The sequence below is a fragment of the Citrobacter sp. Marseille-Q3906 genome (assembly GCF_916618775.1).
Classification (GTDB): domain Bacteria; phylum Pseudomonadota; class Gammaproteobacteria; order Enterobacterales; family Enterobacteriaceae; genus Citrobacter; species Citrobacter murliniae.
Genome location: NZ_CAKAKA010000003.1, coordinates 236,502 through 255,610, shown reverse-complemented (window position 1 = coordinate 255,610; position 19,109 = coordinate 236,502). Strand labels below are relative to the sequence as shown.

At 50.6% G+C, this 19,109-nt stretch carries 15 protein-coding genes, 1 tRNA gene and 1 other RNA gene; 2 read left to right on the top strand and 15 right to left on the bottom strand.

Annotated elements, in window-relative coordinates; translation table 11 throughout:
- Positions 1-118: 118 nt before the first annotated feature.
- The 3 genes from dctA to LG384_RS18540 form a co-directional block, all read right to left on the bottom strand.
- A complete protein-coding gene (gene dctA, locus LG384_RS18550) occupies positions 119-1,405 on the bottom strand; it encodes a C4-dicarboxylate transporter DctC (RefSeq protein ID WP_045448651.1) in 1,287 nt (428 codons plus the stop codon).
- Between the two features lie 157 nt (positions 1,406-1,562).
- On the bottom strand, positions 1,563-3,569 hold the full coding sequence (gene hmsP / locus LG384_RS18545) for a biofilm formation regulator HmsP (protein WP_071829050.1): 2,007 nt from the start codon (positions 3,567-3,569) through the stop codon (positions 1,563-1,565).
- Between the two features lie 226 nt (positions 3,570-3,795).
- Positions 3,796-3,903 carry a type I toxin-antitoxin system toxin Ldr family protein gene (locus LG384_RS18540; protein ID WP_200042298.1) on the bottom strand — a complete coding sequence of 36 codons (108 nt, stop codon included), beginning with the start codon at positions 3,901-3,903 and terminating at the stop codon, positions 3,796-3,798.
- 429 nt (positions 3,904-4,332) lie between these two features.
- Between LG384_RS18540 and megL the strand changes: the two genes are divergently transcribed.
- A complete protein-coding gene (gene megL / locus LG384_RS18530) occupies positions 4,333-5,529 on the top strand; it encodes a methionine gamma-lyase (RefSeq protein WP_045448656.1) in 1,197 nt (398 codons plus the stop codon).
- 117 nt (positions 5,530-5,646) lie between these two features.
- A complete protein-coding gene (locus LG384_RS18525; RefSeq protein ID WP_045448658.1) occupies positions 5,647-6,945 on the top strand; it encodes an amino acid permease in 1,299 nt (432 codons plus the stop codon).
- A 33-nt stretch (positions 6,946-6,978) separates the two neighbouring features.
- Here the strand turns inward: LG384_RS18525 and LG384_RS18520 are convergent, their stop codons facing one another.
- The 12 genes from LG384_RS18520 to LG384_RS18465 all read right to left on the bottom strand — a co-directional run bounded on the left by LG384_RS18520 (position 6,979) and on the right by LG384_RS18465 (position 19,020).
- Positions 6,979-8,181 (bottom strand): sigma-54-dependent Fis family transcriptional regulator, encoded by a 1,203-nt coding sequence (locus tag LG384_RS18520; protein WP_225761359.1) that lies wholly within the window; start codon positions 8,179-8,181, stop codon positions 6,979-6,981.
- A gap of 176 nt (positions 8,182-8,357) precedes the next feature.
- Positions 8,358-9,362 (bottom strand): dipeptide ABC transporter ATP-binding subunit DppF, encoded by a 1,005-nt coding sequence (gene dppF / locus LG384_RS18515; protein ID WP_225761358.1) that lies wholly within the window; start codon positions 9,360-9,362, stop codon positions 8,358-8,360.
- On the bottom strand, positions 9,359-10,342 hold the full coding sequence (gene dppD / locus LG384_RS18510; protein ID WP_045448664.1) for a dipeptide ABC transporter ATP-binding protein: 984 nt from the start codon (positions 10,340-10,342) through the stop codon (positions 9,359-9,361). Before dppD ends, dppF begins: the two co-directional genes overlap by 4 nt.
- 10 nt (positions 10,343-10,352) lie before the next feature.
- Positions 10,353-11,255 (bottom strand): dipeptide ABC transporter permease DppC, encoded by a 903-nt coding sequence (gene dppC / locus LG384_RS18505; RefSeq protein WP_045448666.1) that lies wholly within the window; start codon positions 11,253-11,255, stop codon positions 10,353-10,355.
- A gap of 9 nt (positions 11,256-11,264) precedes the next feature.
- Positions 11,265-12,284: a dipeptide ABC transporter permease DppB gene (gene dppB / locus LG384_RS18500; protein WP_045448668.1), complete on the bottom strand. Its 1,020-nt coding sequence runs from the start codon at positions 12,282-12,284 to the stop codon at positions 11,265-11,267.
- Between the two features lie 162 nt (positions 12,285-12,446).
- Positions 12,447-14,054: a dipeptide ABC transporter periplasmic-binding protein DppA gene (dppA, locus tag LG384_RS18495; protein ID WP_045448670.1), complete on the bottom strand. Its 1,608-nt coding sequence runs from the start codon at positions 14,052-14,054 to the stop codon at positions 12,447-12,449.
- The gene (locus LG384_RS18490) at positions 13,969-14,205 is read right to left on the bottom strand and encodes a hypothetical protein (protein ID WP_162604169.1); all 237 of its coding nucleotides are present in this window, start codon (positions 14,203-14,205) and stop codon (positions 13,969-13,971) included. Before LG384_RS18490 ends, dppA begins: the two co-directional genes overlap by 86 nt.
- A gap of 420 nt (positions 14,206-14,625) precedes the next feature.
- Positions 14,626-14,758: non-coding RNA, RtT sRNA (locus LG384_RS18485), on the bottom strand.
- A 32-nt stretch (positions 14,759-14,790) separates the two neighbouring features.
- Positions 14,791-14,867: transfer RNA gene (locus tag LG384_RS18480), tRNA-Pro, on the bottom strand.
- 91 nt (positions 14,868-14,958) lie between these two features.
- Positions 14,959-16,650, bottom strand: a complete 1,692-nt coding sequence (gene eptB, locus LG384_RS18475; RefSeq protein ID WP_045448672.1) for a kdo(2)-lipid A phosphoethanolamine 7''-transferase — start codon at positions 16,648-16,650, stop codon at positions 14,959-14,961.
- A 212-nt stretch (positions 16,651-16,862) separates the two neighbouring features.
- Positions 16,863-18,065 carry an MFS transporter gene (locus LG384_RS18470; RefSeq protein ID WP_045448674.1) on the bottom strand — a complete coding sequence of 401 codons (1,203 nt, stop codon included), beginning with the start codon at positions 18,063-18,065 and terminating at the stop codon, positions 16,863-16,865.
- Between the two features lie 250 nt (positions 18,066-18,315).
- Positions 18,316-19,020 (bottom strand): autotransporter outer membrane beta-barrel domain-containing protein, encoded by a 705-nt coding sequence (locus tag LG384_RS18465; protein WP_045448676.1) that lies wholly within the window; start codon positions 19,018-19,020, stop codon positions 18,316-18,318.
- Positions 19,021-19,109: the final 89 nt, after the last annotated feature.

Genomic DNA, 19,109 nt, shown 5'->3' with positions numbered 1-19,109 from the left:
ATGTCACGGAAGAAGTGAAAAAATCCCAAAGCCATCGTATTGATGAATTCGGGCACAGGGGTCAATTATGCGCAGGAGCCCGTAGCCCTACAAGGGACTACGGGCATAAGTGACGAGATTAAGAGGATAATTCGTGCGTTTTGCCATCCGGCGCACGATTATTCAGCACATCATCCAGCTTTTTGTGGTCCAGTTCTTTCACCCATTTAGCAACGACAACCGTTGCCACACCGTTACCAACCAGGTTGGTCAGCGCGCGGGCTTCAGACATGAATCGGTCAATACCAAGAATCAACGCCAGACCGGCAACCGGCAAATGACCCACGGCGGAGATAGTCGCAGCCAGAACAATAAAGCCGCTTCCGGTAACACCCGCAGCCCCTTTCGAGGAGAGCAGCAGCACCACCAGCAGAGTTATCTGATGGAAGATATCCATATGACTGTTCGTTGCCTGCGCGATAAATACCGCCGCCATCGTCAGATAGATCGACGTACCATCAAGGTTAAACGAGTAGCCTGTAGGGATAACCAGTCCGACCACCGACTTCCGACAGCCCAGCTTTTCCATCTTATCGAGCATACGCGGCAGCGCCGACTCGGAAGAAGATGTGCCCAGAACGATCAACAGTTCTTCACGGATATAGCGGATGAACTTGAAGATGCTAAAGCCGGTTGCACGGGCAATCGATCCCAGCACCACCACCACAAACAGAATACAGGTGATGTAGAAGCAGATAATCAGCTGACCCAACTGTACCAGCGTTCCGACGCCATATTTACCGATGGTAAAGGCCATGGCACCGAAAGCACCGATTGGCGCCAGGCGCATGATCATGTTGATGATGCCGAAAATGACCTGCGAGAAGCTTTCAATTACGTTGAAAATCATCTGGCCTTTGCTGCCCAGACGATGCAGAGCAAAACCAAACATTACCGCAAACAGCAATACCTGCAGGATGTTGCCACTGGCGAACGCCCCAATGACGCTACCCGGGATAATATCCATCAGGAAGCCCACAATCCCCTGGTCTTTTGCCTGTTCAGCGTAAATCGCTACTGCTTTAGCATCCAGCGTCGCCGGATCGACGTTCATCCCGGCACCAGGTTGCACCACGTTGACGATGATAAGACCGATGATCAGTGCAATTGTACTGACCACTTCAAAATAAAGCAGTGCAACCGCACCGGTGCGGCCTACTGCTTTCATACTTTCCATACCTGCAATGCCGGTGACGACAGTACAGAAGATGACAGGTGCGATGACCATCTTAATAAGCTTAACGAACGCGTCGCCAAGCGGTTTCATTTGGGCGCCTAATTCAGGGTAGTAATGGCCAAGGAGAATACCAATGGCAATTGCTGTCAGGACCTGAAAGTAAAGGCTTTTGAAGATAGAGGTTTTCATAGGGTGTCCTTAAAGTAAAAACCACAGGTCTTGTAAGGTTTTATTTAACCTGCGGCCTTAAAGTAACACCCACACAACATCACAGAAATGTACAAAGATCATAATTGATACAAAAATGTTAAAAAATTTGAGCTGGCTCGCACAAGCGCTACCTTTTTTAACTTTTGTAATCAGGCCATTCCTTCGTTAAATAACGTTCTTCGAAGATATCTGCCGGAACCGGACGGGCAAACAGGAATCCCTGGGCCACTTCCACTCCCGCCTGCGATAACCACTCTCGCTGCGCTTCGGTTTCGACACCTTCGGCGATCATCTGCAAATCGAGGCTGTGGGCCAACTGAATAATTGCAGTGATCATGCTGCTGTCTTCCGGTAATCCTTCAACAAACATCTTATCGATTTTGAGCACATCTACCGGCAGCGACTTCATGTGTTGCAGCTGTCGAAGCCCCGCATAGCCCATGCCAAAGTCATCCAACGCGATACGTACACCCGCATTACGCAGTGGCCGCAAAATAGCCACAGCGGCGTTCGGATCATCGATATGTCGGCTTTCGGTCACTTCCAGAATCAATGTGCCTGGCTTAATACGATAGCGGTTTAGCAGTTCCAGCAGGTCAGACACCATACTCGGGTGCATCAGTTGCAACGCCGAAAGATTCACCGACAGCGGCAACATCAGGCCGCGCTCCTGCCAGGCGGAAAGCTGGCGACAGGACTCTTCAAGTATCCAGTAGCCGACCGTTATCATCAGACCGCAGGATTCAATCCTGTCGATTAACCCTTCCGGCAGCTCCCAGCTTCCGTCCGGTTGTTGGATCCGCAATAACGCTTCTGCACTCAACATCTTACCGCTGGATATCTCTACCTGTGGCTGTATCCAAAGCGCAAACTGCTGATTATCCAGTGCGGTGAGAATGTCATTCTCTTCCGTTAAACGCTGCTGTGCTTCTTCCATTTGCTGCGGGTCAAAGAACTGAATTTGGTTTTTACCTCTGCGACGCGAGGTTAATGCTGCCGAGAGTGCGCGACTGTATAGCTGTTCAGCACTCAAGTCACCGTAATACATCGCCACTCCAATGTTGCAGTTTGGACGTAGCTGAATGCTTTGAATAGGCAGCCGCTCATTCATGATAGTGAGTACTTGCTGACCTAATGTAATCGCATGCCAGGGTTCCTTCACACCGTGTGCAATAATGGCAAAGTCATAGCCACTCACCTGGGTCAGCACCATTCTGGGCGCCAGCACCGATTTCAGTTTCTCGACCAGCGTTAGCAACAGGATCTCCCGCTGGGTTTCGGTCAATACACCCGCGGTATCACGCAGGGTCTCACAGGTGACAATCATTAGCGCCGTGGTTTGCTGGCGGGTAACGACCTGCTCCAGTAGCCCCATCAGAAAGGTCTTGTTGGGTAGATCAGAAACCGGGAACCGCATCGAATGGTCGTTTTGTTCTTCAGTGTAGCGCTGCACCATCTGCTGATTCAGGTTATAGCTGCGCACCAGCATGCCAATCTCATCATCCTGATGCAGGCGTGGTAACGCCAGTTGGTAGCCAATCAGCTGCTGTTGAGGAATATCGTTCAACTCGCGAGCAATTTTGCGTAACGGATGCACAATCAAACGGTTAATGCACCAGGAGATTGCCACCGTCAATATTAAGGACAAAAGTAAGTAAATGGTCACTAACGTTGAGAGCGTGCTCATAACGAATTTGTACATGCGATACGAATCCGCCTGCAGAACCAGATACGCCAGAGGCTGCGGGTTGGCGGAGCGCTCAAGAGAATAGACCGGCAATGAAATCTGTACCGGCAGTTCAAACAGGCGAGTCACCATCACCGGGACGGGGCGTTCGGGAATAAAGCTCATCCGTAATGCCTGAAACTGATTAGGCAGGACAACATCAGCGCGGCTGACCACACCCGCGGGCTGAATTCGGCTTAAAATCGTTTCCGCTTCGGGGATATCCGCTTTCAGAATAGAGGCCGACAGAGGTTCACGGACGGAGCGAGCGATGCTTTCAAGTTGCGTAGCCGTGTTGTAGCGATTCTGCTGTACCAGATGAAACAGCAAAACGGTGCAAAAAATAAAAACAAACACCATGACAACGGCCGCAACCATCGCCATCTGCTTAATTGTTAACGAGCGACTGACACGCAAACTGACTCTCCACGGATAGACGAAACTGCCGTCAGAGTATACCCGATCGTAGCCGTATTAAGAGAGGCGCTATCTGAAAACTTCCCCGCACGCATTATCGCAGCAGGTTAGCCACATAGCGATGGAACTTACCTGCAATAAAGACGAAAAAGGCCGCAAGGTTTATCCCTGCGGCCTGGTCCGGGCGCATATTTCCATTACAGCAGGCTGACGCCCATAAGCCCTGTCACTTTCTGTTACGCAGCCAGTTCACAATCAGACTGGCAGTAATGCCAGCGATGACCGGAGCAACCAGACCGTGCCAGAAGGGAATGCCTAACTGCGCGAACGTCATATAACCGCCTGTATTGCAATGGCAACTTTTCGCGGCTATTCTTGAATTGTCTGGATTCAAGTTAGCCCTCGTTATGTTGCCGGTTTATACCAAACAACGTGCGGGGGTTTTCTCTTTCCAGCAACCTATGCCGCCAGGGATCAAGCCCCCGCAACATTGCGCCTCACCGGACGAGTCCGGCTTGACGCGGATTCTATGTCAACAATTACGGCCTATCACCCCACCATAACTCAGTCTGCGTGAAGCTTCGCAATCAGACTTGTACGCGCACATCCTTCATGGCTGGAAAATTTTTTGCCAGATGGCAACTTTCCTGACAGCTTACTAAACAGCGATTTATCTAATGCATTGATATCCATAGGTTCATTTTATGGCACAGCGATTGCTATTTGAGTGTGAGCTGTTCTGTTCCGAATTAAAGGAGATATCATGTCTGACTGTCGTACTTACGGATTCAATACTCAGATCGTTCACGCGGGGCAACAACCCGATCCTTCCACTGGCGCGCTTAGTACGCCTATTTTCCAGACTTCAACGTTTGTTTTTGACAGCGCCGAACAAGGTGCCGCCCGCTTTGCGCTCGAGGAGTCCGGGTACATTTATACCCGTTTGGGTAACCCCACCACCGACGCGCTGGAGAAAAAGTTGGCGGTACTGGAAAAAGGCGACGCCGCATTGGCAACCGCATCCGGTATCTCAGCCATCACAACGTCACTGCTGACCCTGTGCCAGCAGGGCGATCATATCGTTTCCGCCAGTGCAATTTACGGCTGTACTCATGCTTTTCTGTCCCACAGCATGCCGAAGTTCGGTATTAACGTGAGCTTCGTTGACGCCGCAAAACCCGATGAAATCCGTGCTGCCATGCGCCCGGAAACTAAAGTGGTATATATCGAAACGCCAGCCAACCCAACGCTCTCACTGGTCGATATTGAAACGGTGGCTGGCATAGCCCATCAACAAGGTGCATTGCTGGTCGTGGATAACACCTTTATGTCGCCATACTGTCAGCAGCCTCTGCAGTTAGGTGCCGACATCGTGGTGCACAGTGTGACCAAATATATCAACGGTCACGGAGACGTGATTGGCGGCATCATTGTTGGCAAGCAGGATTTTATCGACCAGGCACGATTCGTCGGGCTGAAGGATATCACCGGCGGCTGTATGAGCCCCTTCAACGCCTGGCTGACGCTGCGTGGTGTTAAAACGCTGGGCATTCGTATGGAACGCCACTGTGAAAACGCGTTAAAAATTGCTCGCTTCCTGGAAGGTCATCCGTCTATTACCCGAGTTTATTATCCTGGCCTGCCTTCACACCCGCAGTATGAGCTGGGTAAACGCCAGATGAGTCTGCCGGGAGGAATTATCAGCTTCGAAATCGCCGGAGGCCTGGAGGCTGGCAGACGGATGATCAATTCTGTAGAATTGTGCCTCCTCGCGGTCAGTCTCGGTGATACCGAAACCCTCATTCAGCACCCAGCGTCTATGACACATTCGCCCGTTGCGCCAGAGGAACGGCTTAAAGCAGGTATTACCGACGGACTTATCCGTCTTTCTGTAGGTCTTGAAGATCCAGAAGATATTATTAACGACCTTGAACACGCCATCAGAAAGGCAACATTCTGACCATTACGACCTGAACCGACGCCGCTCGGTTCAGGTCGTTGAGAATCAAGGCACAACAGCCTGGTTATACGCACAATCCTTTTTCAGGGAGAGTGGGTATTTTGGGCAGGGGGTTCTATGCAGGACAACACATTACAATTAAGCAACAATACAGCAACCGCCGTACCATTCTCACAAAAAATACCGTTCACGAAATACGATTTTGGCTGGGTGCTACTCTGCATCGGCATGGCAATTGGTGCCGGAACGGTACTGATGCCAGTACAAATTGGCCTGACAGGTATTTGGGTATTTATTGTCGCATTTATTATTGCCTACCCAGCAACCTATATTGTGCAGGATATTTATTTAAAAACATTATCAGAAAGCGAAACCTGCAATGACTACACCGATATTATTAGTCATTACCTGGGAAAAAACTGGGGAGTGTTTCTCGGTGTTATTTATTTCCTGATGATTATCCATGGTATATTTATATATTCATTATCCGTTGTTTTTGACAGCGCTTCATATATAAAAACCTTCGGGCTGACTGATGCCGATCTTTCACAATCGATCATCTATAAAGTAGCTATTTTTGCTGTACTGGTTGCTATTGCCTCCGGTGGGGAGAAGCTGCTATTCAAAATCTCCGGTCCAATGGTAGTGGTGAAAGTGGGTATCATCGTTGTGTTTGGTTTTGCGATGGTTCCACACTGGAATTTTAGCAATATCAGTGCGTTCCCAGAGGCGTCAGTGTTCTTTCGTGACGTACTGCTGACCATCCCATTCTGCTTCTTTTCGGCGGTGTTTATTCAGGTGCTGAACCCAATGAACATCGCCTACCGCAAACGGGTGTCTGACAGAATACTGGCTACACGCATGGCCATTCGCACCCATCGAATCAGTTACATTACGCTGATTGCGGTGATCCTGTTCTTCTCGTTTTCATTTACCTTTTCCATTAGCCATGAAGAAGCTGTATCGGCCTTCGAGCAGAATATTTCTGCGTTGGCACTGGCGGCTCAGGTTATTCCAGGACAAATCATCCATATTACCTCAACGGTATTAAATATCTTTGCCGTGTTGACTGCATTCTTCGGTATTTATCTGGGGTTCCATGAAGCGATTAAGGGCATTATTCTTAACGTACTAGGGCGCGTAATCGACGTTGAGAAAATTAACCCGCTGGTTTTAACTCTGGGTATTTGCGCGTTTATCGTAACAACACTGGTTATTTGGGTGTCATTCCGCGTGTCGGTGTTGGTATTCTTCCAGATGGGCAGCCCACTTTACGGTATCGTTTCGTGCATTATTCCGTTTTTCCTGATCTATAAAGTGACGCAACTGGAAAAACTACGCGGGCTGAAAACCTGGCTTATCCTGCTGTACGGAATTTTGCTGTGTCTGTCGCCGCTATTGAAACTGATTGAATAGTCCGCATTGTGCGCCGTCAAATCCTGGCGGCGCTTAACTCACACTCTCCAGTTGATAGCTGCGGATTTTATTCAGTACCGTGGTATGAGATACCCCCAACGCTTTGGCAATATGCCGCGACGAGACATTTTCTTCAACCATCTGCTCGATTAGCTGACGCTCAGCGTACTGAACTTGCTCTTTAAAAGGGCGCTCGGCATGGACCTGCTTAGCCGATGGCATATTTGTCATCCCCAAATCCTCTCTGGTAATAACATCGGATTCCGCCATCAGCATCAGACGAATAATAGTGTTTTCCAGCTCGCGAACGTTTCCCGGCCAGGCGTGATGATGCAATGCCTCAAAACAGGCTTTATCCAGAATCAGACGTCGCTGGAATTCCTTTGCGTATTTCTGCACAAAATGGCGAATAAGTTGGCTGATATCCTGCGGGCGCTCCCGTAAAGGAGGAATGGTGAGGGAAAGCACGTTAATACGATAATAAAGATCGGCCCGTAGCAGGCGTTGTTCGACCATTTCCTCCAGATTTGCGTTGGTTGCCACAATAATGCGCACATTTACTGGAATAATTTCTGCCCCACCAACGCGACGTATCCCGCCATCCTGAAGAACACGCAGCAATTTAGCCTGTAAACTCAACGGCATTTCACCAAATTCATCCAGAAACAGGGTGCCTTTATCAGCCATTTCAAACAGCCCCTTTTTACCTTTGCAGTCAGCACCGCTGAAGGCCCCTCTTTCATAGCCGAAGAATTCACTTTCCATCAGCGCCTCTGGTAACGCTGAGCAGTTAACAGGAATAAACGGGTAAAAGCGCCGATGCCCGGAATTATGGATAGCCCGGGCCAGCAGCTCTTTTCCGGTACCGGTTTCACCCCGGATTAAAACGGTATATTTGCTATCCGCGATTCTGATCGCCTTTTCAATCAGCAACTGCATGCTCTGGCTGCTGCAAATAATGTCTGAAAAATAACGCGGGCGAGTCAGATCCGGTGACGATAGCCCTGCAATCTCTTCAGAAAGCCAGGCAACGTTAATAATATCAGTACGCTGGTTTAAACGAGATTCAACGCCAGAAATATCCTGCAGTTGACGACACCACGACTTAATCAGGATCCTGCCCGTCGTCACTTTCATTGAAATGATATTAATGTCACAGAAAGAGAACTCCTTAAGAACGTCCTCAACCATAGACAGGCGGTCAATTGTTTTAATATCCCAGCGTATCGTAACCACATTTGCTCCAAATAGTTAGCAACTGCGAAGTAGATATTTCTGTGATGCTTACAGTACTGAACACATTCTAGCCGACACGGCAGAATGTTCTGCCAATAACCTCACACTGTGGGGATAAAAACAAAGATATAAAAAACCGGAGCACAAGGCTCCGGTTATCAGGTCATAACCCACGTTTATTGCTGTGGGTTCTCATCCTGGTCGACGGCAAAGCATGCCACCAACTGACCACCATAGTCTTTAAGCTGGGGTTGTAGCTGAGTACAAGGACCAAAACGACGGCGGCAACGGGCATTAAACGCGCAGCCCGGCGGTGGGTTCAATGGGCTTGGCAGCTCGCCGGTCAGCTTAATACGCTCCCGGCGGTCATCCGGGTTCAGCCGTGGCGTCGCGGAGAGCAAAGCCTGCGTATAAGGATGACGCGGATTATTGAAGATTTGATCCTTGGTTCCTTTCTCCACACAGCGGCCGAGGTACATCACCATGACTTCATCGGCAATATGTTCCACTACCGACAAATCGTGGGAGATAAAGACATAGGACAGCCCCAGATCCTGCTGCAGATCCATCATCAGATTCAGTACCTGTGCGCGTACGGATACGTCGAGCGCGGAAACAGGTTCATCGGCAATCACCACGTCCGGATCAAGCATCAGACCACGGGCAATCGCGATGCGCTGACGTTGACCGCCGGAGAACATATGCGGGTAGCGGTCATAGTGCTCAGTTTTGAGACCCACTTTCGCCATCATCGCCAGCGCTTTTTCACGACGCTGTTCTTTGCTGAGCGAGGTGTTGATCAGCAACGGCTCCTCCAGAATCTGCCCCACTTTTTTACGCGGATTCAGAGAACCGTACGGGTTCTGGAACACAATCTGGATTTTCTGTCGACGCAGTTTTTGCGCCTGCGGGTCGTGTTTAAGCAGATCCTGTCCCTGGTAATACAGCTCACCGCCGGTTGGAACTTCAATCATCGTCAGCAGGCGACCGAGCGTCGATTTCCCGCAGCCTGACTCTCCGACCACTGCCAGCGTTTTACCGCGTTCAAGGGTAAAAGACACACCGTCCAGCGCTTTCACCAGGCGCTCCGGAGCGAACATGCCCTTCTTCACCGGATAATATTTTTTCAGGTCAATTGCCTGCAACAATGGTTGTTGCGAGGTGGCATCATGCGTACTCATAGCCCAGGCCTCCCGGCATCATCGAGTGGGTAATGGCATTTCGACTGGCGACCGTCGCCCAATATGTTCAGCTCCGGTTCAACGCTACGGCACTTATCCGTTGCATACGGGCAGCGCGGGTTCAGCAGACAGCCGTTCGGACGATCGTACTTACCCGGAACCACGCCCGACAGCGATGCCAGGCGCGCTTTATCCTGGGCAAACTCCGGTAGCGCACGCAACAATGCCTGAGTGTACGGATGCCGAGGAGCGCGGAAAATATCGTGCGCAGCCCCGGTTTCCACCACCTGGCCGGCATACATCACAATGATTTTGTGCGCCGACTCAGCCACCAGCGCCAGATCGTGAGTAATCAACACCAGCGCCATATTTTCTTTCTGCTGTAGCTCCAGCAGCAACTCAATGATTTGCGCCTGGATGGTCACATCCAGCGCCGTTGTCGGTTCATCGGCAATCAGCAACTTCGGACGGCAGGCAATCGCCATCGCGATCATCACACGCTGGCTCATACCACCGGAAAGCTGGTGCGGATAAACATCCAGACGCGAGGCGGGATCGGGGATGCCCACCAGCGTCAGCAGGTCAATCGCCCGCTGAATGCGGGTTTTCTTGTTACCACCCTGATGTACCTTTATGGCTTCCATAATCTGGTAGCCAACGGTATAGCATGGGTTCAGGCTGGTCATCGGATCCTGGAAGATCATCGCCACTTCTGCGCCCACCAACTGACGGCGCTCTTTCTCAGAGATACGCTTCAGGTCGCGACCGTTAAACTCCAGCGCCTCAGCCATTACGCGGCCAGGGTAGTCAATCAGCCCCATAATCGCCAGCGAGCTGACGGATTTACCCGAGCCGGATTCCCCCACAATGCCAACCACTTCACCCTGGTTTACACTGTAGCTAATGCGGTCTACAGCGCGGAATTCGGAACCCACATCGCCGAAGTGCACTGATAATTTATCTACATTTAATAACGCCATCTCGAACCTCTTACTGCTTCAGTTTGGGATCGAGCGCGTCACGCAGACCGTCACCCATCAGGTTAAATGCCAGCACCGTCAGCAGGATCGCCAGACCCGGGAAGGTCACGACCCACCATGCACTTTGCGCGAACTGCAACACGTCGGAGAGCATGGTGCCCCACTCCGGCGTCGGCGGTTGCGCACCCATGCCAAGGAAGCCAAGCGCGGCCATATCGAGAATGGCGTTAGAGAAGCCGAGCGACGCCTGAACAATCAGCGGCGCAAGACAGTTAGGAAGAATATTAACGAACATCTGGCGCATCGCTCCGGCCCCCGCCACACGGGAAGCGGTAACATAGTCGCGGTTGACTTCCACCAGTACGGCGGCGCGCGTCAGACGCACATAGTGTGGCAATGCCACAAACGTCAGCGCCAGCGCGGCGTTACCGATAGACGGACCAAATACCGCTACCAGCACCAACGCCAGTAACAGGCTCGGCAGCGCCAGCATGATATCCACTACGCGCATGATGATGTTATCAACAATACCGCCGAAGTAGCCCGCAACCAGCCCCAGGACCACTCCCATCATCAAGGAGAGTACTACCACCAGACAGCCGACCAGCAGCGACAGACGAGCACCGTACATCAGGCGAGACAACACATCGCGCCCTACGTCATCCGTACCAAACAAATGCGCCATCGTACCGCCTTCCTGCCATGCAGGCGGAGCCAGCAGCGTATCGCGGAACTGATCAGCCGGGTTGTACGGCGCGAGGACGTTTGCAAAGACCGCAATCAGGATCATCACAACAACGTATACCAACCCAACAACCGCACCTTTGTTGCGTTTGAAATAGTGCCAGAACTCCTGCAACGGGGTCATGGGCACCGGTGCAGTAATAACTTTATTTTCAGTAACCTGTGACATGATGGCCCCTTACTTCTTATGCCGAATACGCGGGTTCACCACGCCGTACAGCAGGTCTACCAGCAGGTTGACGAGAATAATCATCGTCGCCACCAGCAATACGCCGCCCTGCACAACCGGATAATCGCGGCGTTGCAACGCATCAATCAGCCAGCGCCCCAGACCCGGCCACGAAAATATGGTTTCGGTCAGGATTGCCCCTGCCAGCAGCGTACCGACCTGCAGGCCGATAACGGTCACGACGGGCAGCATGGCATTGCGCAGCGCATGAATGATGATTACACGCATCCGCGTCAAACCTTTGGCGCGCGCAGTGCGAATATAATCTTCACCCAACACCTCCAGCATTGACGAACGGGTCATACGCACTATCACCGCCAGCGGAATTGTCCCCAGCACCATCGCAGGCAGGATCATATGCACCACGGCATCAATGAAGTTGCCCTCTTCACCCCAGATGGCGGTGTCGATCAGCATGAAACCGGTGAGTGGATTGGAATCATCAAGGAACACCATGTCGCTTACCCGCCCGGAAACAGGCGTCAGATTCCACTGCACGGAGACCAGCATGATCAGCATCATGCCCCACCAGAAGATAGGCATGGAGTAACCGGTCAGCGCCAGGCCAACTGCGGTATGGTCGAAAATGGAACCACGCTTAACAGCAGCGAGTACGCCGACTGGAATTCCCACTGCGGTAGCAAAAATCATGGCGCAGACGCCTAACTCCAGCGTCGCTTTAAAGCGAGGCACAAACTCTTCCCACACCGGTAAACGGCTTTTCAGTGAGATACCCAAATCGCCATGCATCACCCCCCAAATATAATGGAGGTATTGTTGCCACATCGGCTTATCCAGACCGAGTTCAGCTAAGAGTTGAGCATGGCGCTCAGGGGAGATACCACGTTCACCTGCCATGATCATCACCGGATCACCGGGGATCATATGGACGAAGGCAAAGGTGAGAAGAGTGATACCGATAAACGTGGGGATGACGAGTCCCAAACGTCGGAGAATGAACTGCAACATAACCCGGATTCTCTCTAATGACGTGCAGCCTGGTGACAGCACGTCTGTATTGCTCACAAATCTTATCTCCCCCTCAAGCGAGAAGGAGATAAAGCATTACTGCCAGATCGCGTTACGCGGGTCCGACTTAACGGTACGTAACGCGGCCTGGCTTGCTTTTAATTATTCGACAGAGACATTTTCGAAGTGGTGTTTGCCTAATGGATCAACCACATAGCCTTTGACTTCTTTACGCACCGGCTCATATACGGTGGAGTGAGCGATAATCAGTGCCGGAGCCTGGTCATGCATCACCACCTGGGCCTGTTTGTAGAGTTCAATACGCTTATTGTGATCGTCGGTCGCACGCGCCGGCTGAATCAAATCTTCAAACGGCTTGTAGCACCAGCGAGAGTAGTTGGAACCATCTTTCGCTGCTGCACAGCTGAACAGCGTAGCGAAGAAGTTATCCGGATCCCCGTTGTCGCCGGTCCAGCCCATCATAACGGCCTGGTGCTCACCAGATTTGGCGCGCTTGAGGTACTCGCCCCACTCGTAGGTGACAATCTTGGCCTGAACGCCAATTTTCGCCCAGTCAGCCTGGATCATCTCAGCCATACGGCGTGCGTTCGGGTTGTACGGACGCTGTACCGGCATTGCCCACAGCTCAACAGTGAAGCCTTTGTCCTGACCCGCTTCTTTCAGCAGCGCTTTGGCTTTCTCTGGATCGTAGCTGTAGTCTTTAACGTCATCGTTGTAGCCCCACATAGTTGGTGGGATCAGGTTTTTCGCAGCAACACCTGCACCCTGATAAACGGCTTTGATGATTGCTTCTTTGTTCACCGCGTAGGTCAGCGCCTGACGGACTTTCACGTCATCAAACGGTTTCTTCTCGGTGTTGAAAGAGAGATAGCCAACGTTCAGACCCGCCTGCTCCATCAGATTGATGTTTTTATCCTGCTTCATACGTGCGATATCAGCCGGATTCGGGTATGGCATTACCTGGCACTCATTCTTCTGCAGTTTGGCATAACGCACAGAAGCGTCAGGCGTAATGGAGAAGACCAGACGGTCGATCTGCGGTTTGGTGCCCCAGTAGCCTTCGAATGCTTTATACAGAATACGGGAGTCTTTCTGGTACTGCTGCAGCTGGAACGGACCGGTACCGATTGGGTTCAGATCCACTTTCTCCGGGGAGCCCGCTTTCAGCATGTTGTCAGCATATTCTTTGGAAAGAATAGAGGCGAAGTCCATAGCCAGGTCCGCAAGGAACGGCGCTTCAGGACGCGTCAGCACGAACTGAACGGTTTTATCGTCAACTTTCTTCACTTCGCTTATCAGGTCTGGCAGGCCCATTCCTTCGAAGTATTCATAGCTGCCGCCAGACACTTTATGGTACGGGTTCTGAGCATTTTTCTGACGATCGAAAGAGAACACCACGTCATCGGCGTTAAAATCACGCGTTGGTTTAAATTCTTTATTGTCCTGCCACTTCACACCCTGACGCAGGTGGAAGGTATATGTTTTACCGTCTTCGCTGATTTCCCACTTCTCAGCAAGGCCCGGAATAACTTCAGTCGTACCAGTTTTGAATTCAACCAGGCGGTTATAAATCGGCACTGAGCTGGCGTCATAAGTGGTACCAGAGGTGAAAAGCTGTGGGTTAAAGCCTTCAGGAGATCCTTCTGAACAATAAACCAGAGTTTTAGCCTGTACGCTTGCTGCGACGGTCATAGCCACCAGGCTCAGACCAAGCTTCAGCATCCCTGACTTCTTCAAGGAAATACTCATTCTTCTGCTCCAAATGTGATGTTTGTTGTTTTACCCTTTGCAGTGGGTTTGCACCGCCTGGCCTTTTTTGTTTTTTACCCGGCCGGGTCGGCGTTAAGAGGATAGGGATTCCGTTCACATAAGCGACTGAGTTGCAGTGCGGATTCTCCATGAAATGCCCCTCATGCCCTACAATCTGTCAACAGAATGTGAAAACGTCAATACAGGTAACCGTGATTTACACCAAGGGTGAGAATTCGCAAACAAAGATTAAAAAAAGTGCAGACTGATATTTTCAGCAGGGAAATTTGTGCTACGCGCACTATGCCAGAATAAATATCTTCATATTTAGCAACATTTGGTGATTAACATTTATGCAGATTATGAAAAATTTCTAAATTAATGCTGCATATCTGAGCGATTAATACCATGAACGTTAAAACGCACAGCGGAAAATGCTAGGTTCAGCCATAAGTAACGCAAAAAAAGATTCAAGCTAATATAAAAAAAGACAATGGAATATGTCACAGAATCGTTAACTGTCAGTGGGAAGTGGTGCACAATTTTTGCAGATGAAATGAAGGTAAGTTATTAGTCGGTGATAGAGGACTACTCGCCACTTCGTGCCTCGCCCTGCGGACCGTTGCTGTTGCAACGTTCTCTCGCGCTGCTCGAGTCGAACCTCTTACCCCCGGAGGTTCTCATCCTCACGGCTACAAATGCAAAAAACCCTGCTCGTTGAGCAGGGTTTTAAATTTGGTCGGTGATAGAGGATTCGAACCTCCGACCCCTTCGTCCCGAACGAAGTGCGCTACCAGGCTGCGCCAATCACCGAATGCGGGGCGCATCTTACTGCGCAGGTGCGCGCCCGTCAATCCCTACGTCACAAAATGGCATTCGATCGGCGAGAAAGTCAGCAGCCCCGTTACTGAGCCGTAGCCTTCTGTTCGTCCGGGATACGACACCAGTTATTGTTCTCGTTAATACCACCATTTGGCGAGGTATAACCAAGGCAACCTAAAATGGTGTCATACAGTTCCACATGGCGACGCGGCACCTTCATATCGGCCTCTTGCTTCAGGTGGGCAAACGCCTTCGCATGCTCGGGATCTTCCAGATACTTGTCAGACATCCACACCAGCATGGGAACGCGGAACTGCTCTGGCGGAGCCATTTTACGCGGCGTACCGTGCAAATGCTCACGCTCGTTAATCGACTCACCGTGATCCGCGGCGTAGAACACTATCGCTTTCTTATCTCGCAACTGGTCATACACTTTGGTAATAAAGTGATCAACATAGGTCACCGAGTTATCAAACGAGTTGATCATCTGCGCCTTCGAGCAGCCGCTATCAACATCGACACACTCTGGCTTCCATTGGGCATAATCGCGGGTGTAGCGCTGCGTGTAGTTAAAGTGCGATCCTTTGGTATGCAGAATAATCAGATGCTTGCCATTATCATCCTGCTTTAAGGATTGCTGCATCTCATCAATCAGCAGCATATCGTCAACCGTTTTGCCACGGTTCCGTGGTTCAGCGCCAATCTGCTCACGATAGGCGATGTTTTCCGCCATCGTATTGCTGTAGAACCACATCTCACTTTGCATCGCGTAAAGATCGGTACTAAACCCTAACTGACTGAGAACGGAAAAGATGTTTTGTTCTTTCAGAGTACGCTGCGGGTTATCGTCTGCCCCACCCTCACGTACGAACATACAGCGCAGTGAAAGCTTGGTTGCGGTATCACACGAATAGCCACGGAATGCCGCGAGGTTTTTTTCCTGAGCCAGTCTTGGGGTGGTATTTCGCTCGTAACCAAAAATACCCATGTGATCCCAGCGCGTCGTTTCACCGATAATAAAGACGACATAGGTATCATCGATATTCTTTGGTGCAACGTAGGTAAACTTCTTCGCCGGATTCATCAACGATTTGTTATCTGAAGACTCATCAACCTGTGCCCAGGCATACAATCCAAGCGCGGAAAGCCAGTTTGAAGGCAGATAGGAGTTCGCCACTACGCCGCCGTAGCTGGGTAAATCAATTCCCGTTTCGCGTTCAACCGTTTTCTGCTGCATACCAAGCAGACGAATCGGCGCCCACACCATCAGGCCAGCCAGCACGACCACGGCCACGCTACGCCACCTTTGTCCTGGCGTACGAACCTGTTTTAACAGGGTGTAACGACAGCGATTACTCCAGATCAGGAGCAAAGGAAAAACGCTGACAGAAACCAGCCAGGCGATGAAATGCCAGCCCACAACTTCCTTCGATAAATCAATATCTGTGGTTATTACCGAGGCAATAATGCCGTAACCAATCACCACATTCAGGAAGGTCATGTAATAGCTTGCACCTGCGGAGCAAAGCACTACAAAGGTGGCCAGTACACGCCAGACGCGTCGACCAAATAAAGAGAGAACACGAAGTAAAAAGAAGGTCGCCAGCACCGCGCCAGCTAATTCAACGACCGCAGAGATTCCTTTCCAGGCGGTAAATTCCTGCGCAAAGCTGCCGAATCGGCGATAAAAAACTGCGCAGTTCATAAACAGACCGATATAGAGCGCAAGCAAGAAGCTAAGCTTTTGCTGCGTCATCGACTTAATATATCTCATGCAAAAAAACCCTGGAAATCGGGATAAAAACACCCTGTGCAACGGTCAATCAGACCAGACAGGTGAAAGATGCGACAACAGCAGAGATGAAATGTCTACAAGCGCGGGTAAGTAGACCACAGGAGGGAGCAAAAGTGCTTATGGAGAATGCAAACAGCGCACATATTTTTGTAAATATATGCGCCGTGTATTAATCAGACGACTAGATAAGATTAGGCGTGCGCCTCGGTAAATACGCTTCGCTGTGGCTGACGAATGGTGGTAGACAGCGCCAGTGAGATGATAAGCAGCGCGAAGATAACACAGAAGGTCACATAGAAGCCGCCAAACAGCGAGGCGATGATTGAACCGCAAATGCTGCCGATCCCAAAGCCAAGGTAGATAACACCATAGTTTTTCGCCAGATTATTCAGGCCGAAGAACTCACTTACCAGTGACGGGAACACGGTAATGGTGCCACCAAAGTTAAACGCCACACAGGCAATCGCTGCAAAAAAGGTCGTGCTATTAAGCGGAGCGAAAAGCAGTGCCGCCATACCGACCAGAGAAACAACCTGACCAATGGTGATAACACGAATACGGGAAATTTTGTCAGACAGAATACCCAGCACCAGACGACCTGACAGGTTAGCGATAGAAATCACCGTTACCGCATTGGCCGCCGTCGCCACATCCATATGCGCCAGGCTTTGTGCGATATCTTTCGCCACACCAATCACATACAGACCACTCATACACGCTGTCAGGAACATCACTGCCAACATCCAGTACTGTGGTTTACGCATGGACTGTGCCAGGGTGTAGTCGTTCTCAACAACGCCATTTACTGACTTCACTTCCTGATTTGGTGCATCTTTCATCAGCGTGGAGCCAAAGACAATCATCACCAACGCAATTGCACCCCAGATGATGAACGTTTTTTCCAGTCCAACGGTGGCCAGCAAATGGGTGTCGATAAATTTAAACCCGAGGCTGCCCAGACCATAAGAGCCGATAGCAAAGGCGGAAATCAGCCCTTTACGCTCAGGGAACCATTTTACGCAATTAGAAAGCGTTAACAGATATCCAGCGCCGTCCGCCAGGCCGACCAATACCCCTGCGCTCAGCCACAACATAATCAGGCTGTCTGAGTGTGCCGTTAAGAAAAAGCCCACGCCCAGCAGGATACCGGATGCCATGGTGACGCGTTTCACGCCAAAACGTTCCTGAAGTTTACCGGCGACAGAAGAAGAAATCGCCAGGCCCAGGCTCAGCAAGCCAAAGGAAAATGCGACCTGGCTGACAGGCGCATCCAGCTTAGAGGAGAGCGCGCCATTAAACAGGCTCCAGGTATAAACAGAACCTAAGGCAAATTGGGTAATGATAGTGCCGATAAGTGTTAGCCAGCGGGTACGCTGATAATCAGAAGTTTTCATGGCAGTCTTCCTGCATAAACAAAAGGGAAATTCTCTGCTGACAACCATAACGAAGTGCAGTTTATGCAGGGAGAAAAAGGCATGAGATGCCATCAGGACGGAATGAAATGCCTGGATTGCGGAATGAATGACAAGACAAAAAGTCGGGGGACTGAGTTTTCTCGCATGAGTTAGTACACACTATCGCTGGAAGGCGTGCGATTATTGATCTAAATATGTAAAAAAGTTGTTTTGGTTACGCATCATCTGGTTAAAATTTGGCACTCACCCCCATGGTGTACATATAGTCACTATTATTTGTACTTTTTTCCGCCTGAGAGAGCGCTGCATAAGCAGCCATGTGCGGGTTGAGCAGCATATCTGCCCCCACGGTGACATCCAGCCAGTTACCGTCCTGGCTCGCTGCCGTCATACGGCTGAGGCCAGACTGCGCCTTCCAGATATTCTCGCCAAACTGCTGGTTATAGCTGATTTGCGCCCACGGTCTAACATCGCCAAACTGCGAATCTACCCGCCAGCCAACTGTACTCACGCTGGCATGCCACAGCGGATCGATTTGTGTCACAGAGGTCGCGCTGTCACCAAACTCGTTATAGGTAGAGGTTGTTGAACCGTCATAATGCAGGGCAGCAACCGGACCAGTAGTTACCTGCCTGGCCAGGGGAAAATTCCAGCCCATGCTCATACCGCTGGTTGCATCCAGAGTCTTTTGGTCCGCCATATTCATCACCGGTCCTGCTACGTTCTGAGTGGAGCGAATGCGCTCTTCCAGTACGTCGTTATAACGCGGTTGGTGATCGCTGTCCCATGTATAACGTTCAGCCGTATGACCTGACATAGCATCAACGATATATTCTTGTTGCCAGCCATATGCGGTATTGGTGGACAATGCACATACTACGACGCTCACCAGAAAGCTTAACCTCTGGCGACCACTACTGTTTCTTATAATCATCAACGCGACTCCAGAAAAGAGCCGAATTCGGCGATATTATTGTCATTGTGTGAAGGATATCGGGCACATCAGCCCTGTATTAAATATTG

Coding starts and splice junctions, on each gene's coding strand:
- LG384_RS18465 (WP_045448676.1), bottom strand. CDS start 19,020: ATGATTATAAGAAACAGTAGTGGTCGCCAGAGGTTAAGCTTTCTGGTG.
- dppA (WP_045448670.1), bottom strand. CDS start 14,054: ATGAGTATTTCCTTGAAGAAGTCAGGGATGCTGAAGCTTGGTCTGAGC.
- dppB (WP_045448668.1), bottom strand. CDS start 12,284: ATGTTGCAGTTCATTCTCCGACGTTTGGGACTCGTCATCCCCACGTTT.
- LG384_RS18540 (WP_200042298.1), bottom strand. CDS start 3,903: ATGACGTTCGCGCAGTTAGGCATTCCCTTCTGGCACGGTCTGGTTGCT.
- eptB (WP_045448672.1), bottom strand. CDS start 16,650: ATGAGATATATTAAGTCGATGACGCAGCAAAAGCTTAGCTTCTTGCTT.
- dctA (WP_045448651.1), bottom strand. CDS start 1,405: ATGAAAACCTCTATCTTCAAAAGCCTTTACTTTCAGGTCCTGACAGCA.
- LG384_RS18525 (WP_045448658.1), top strand. CDS start 5,647: ATGCAGGACAACACATTACAATTAAGCAACAATACAGCAACCGCCGTA.
- dppC (WP_045448666.1), bottom strand. CDS start 11,255: ATGTCACAGGTTACTGAAAATAAAGTTATTACTGCACCGGTGCCCATG.
- megL (WP_045448656.1), top strand. CDS start 4,333: ATGTCTGACTGTCGTACTTACGGATTCAATACTCAGATCGTTCACGCG.
- dppF (WP_225761358.1), bottom strand. CDS start 9,362: ATGAGTACGCATGATGCCACCTCGCAACAACCATTGTTGCAGGCAATT.
- LG384_RS18470 (WP_045448674.1), bottom strand. CDS start 18,065: ATGAAAACTTCTGATTATCAGCGTACCCGCTGGCTAACACTTATCGGC.
- dppD (WP_045448664.1), bottom strand. CDS start 10,342: ATGGCGTTATTAAATGTAGATAAATTATCAGTGCACTTCGGCGATGTG.
- LG384_RS18490 (WP_162604169.1), bottom strand. CDS start 14,205: ATGGAGAATCCGCACTGCAACTCAGTCGCTTATGTGAACGGAATCCCT.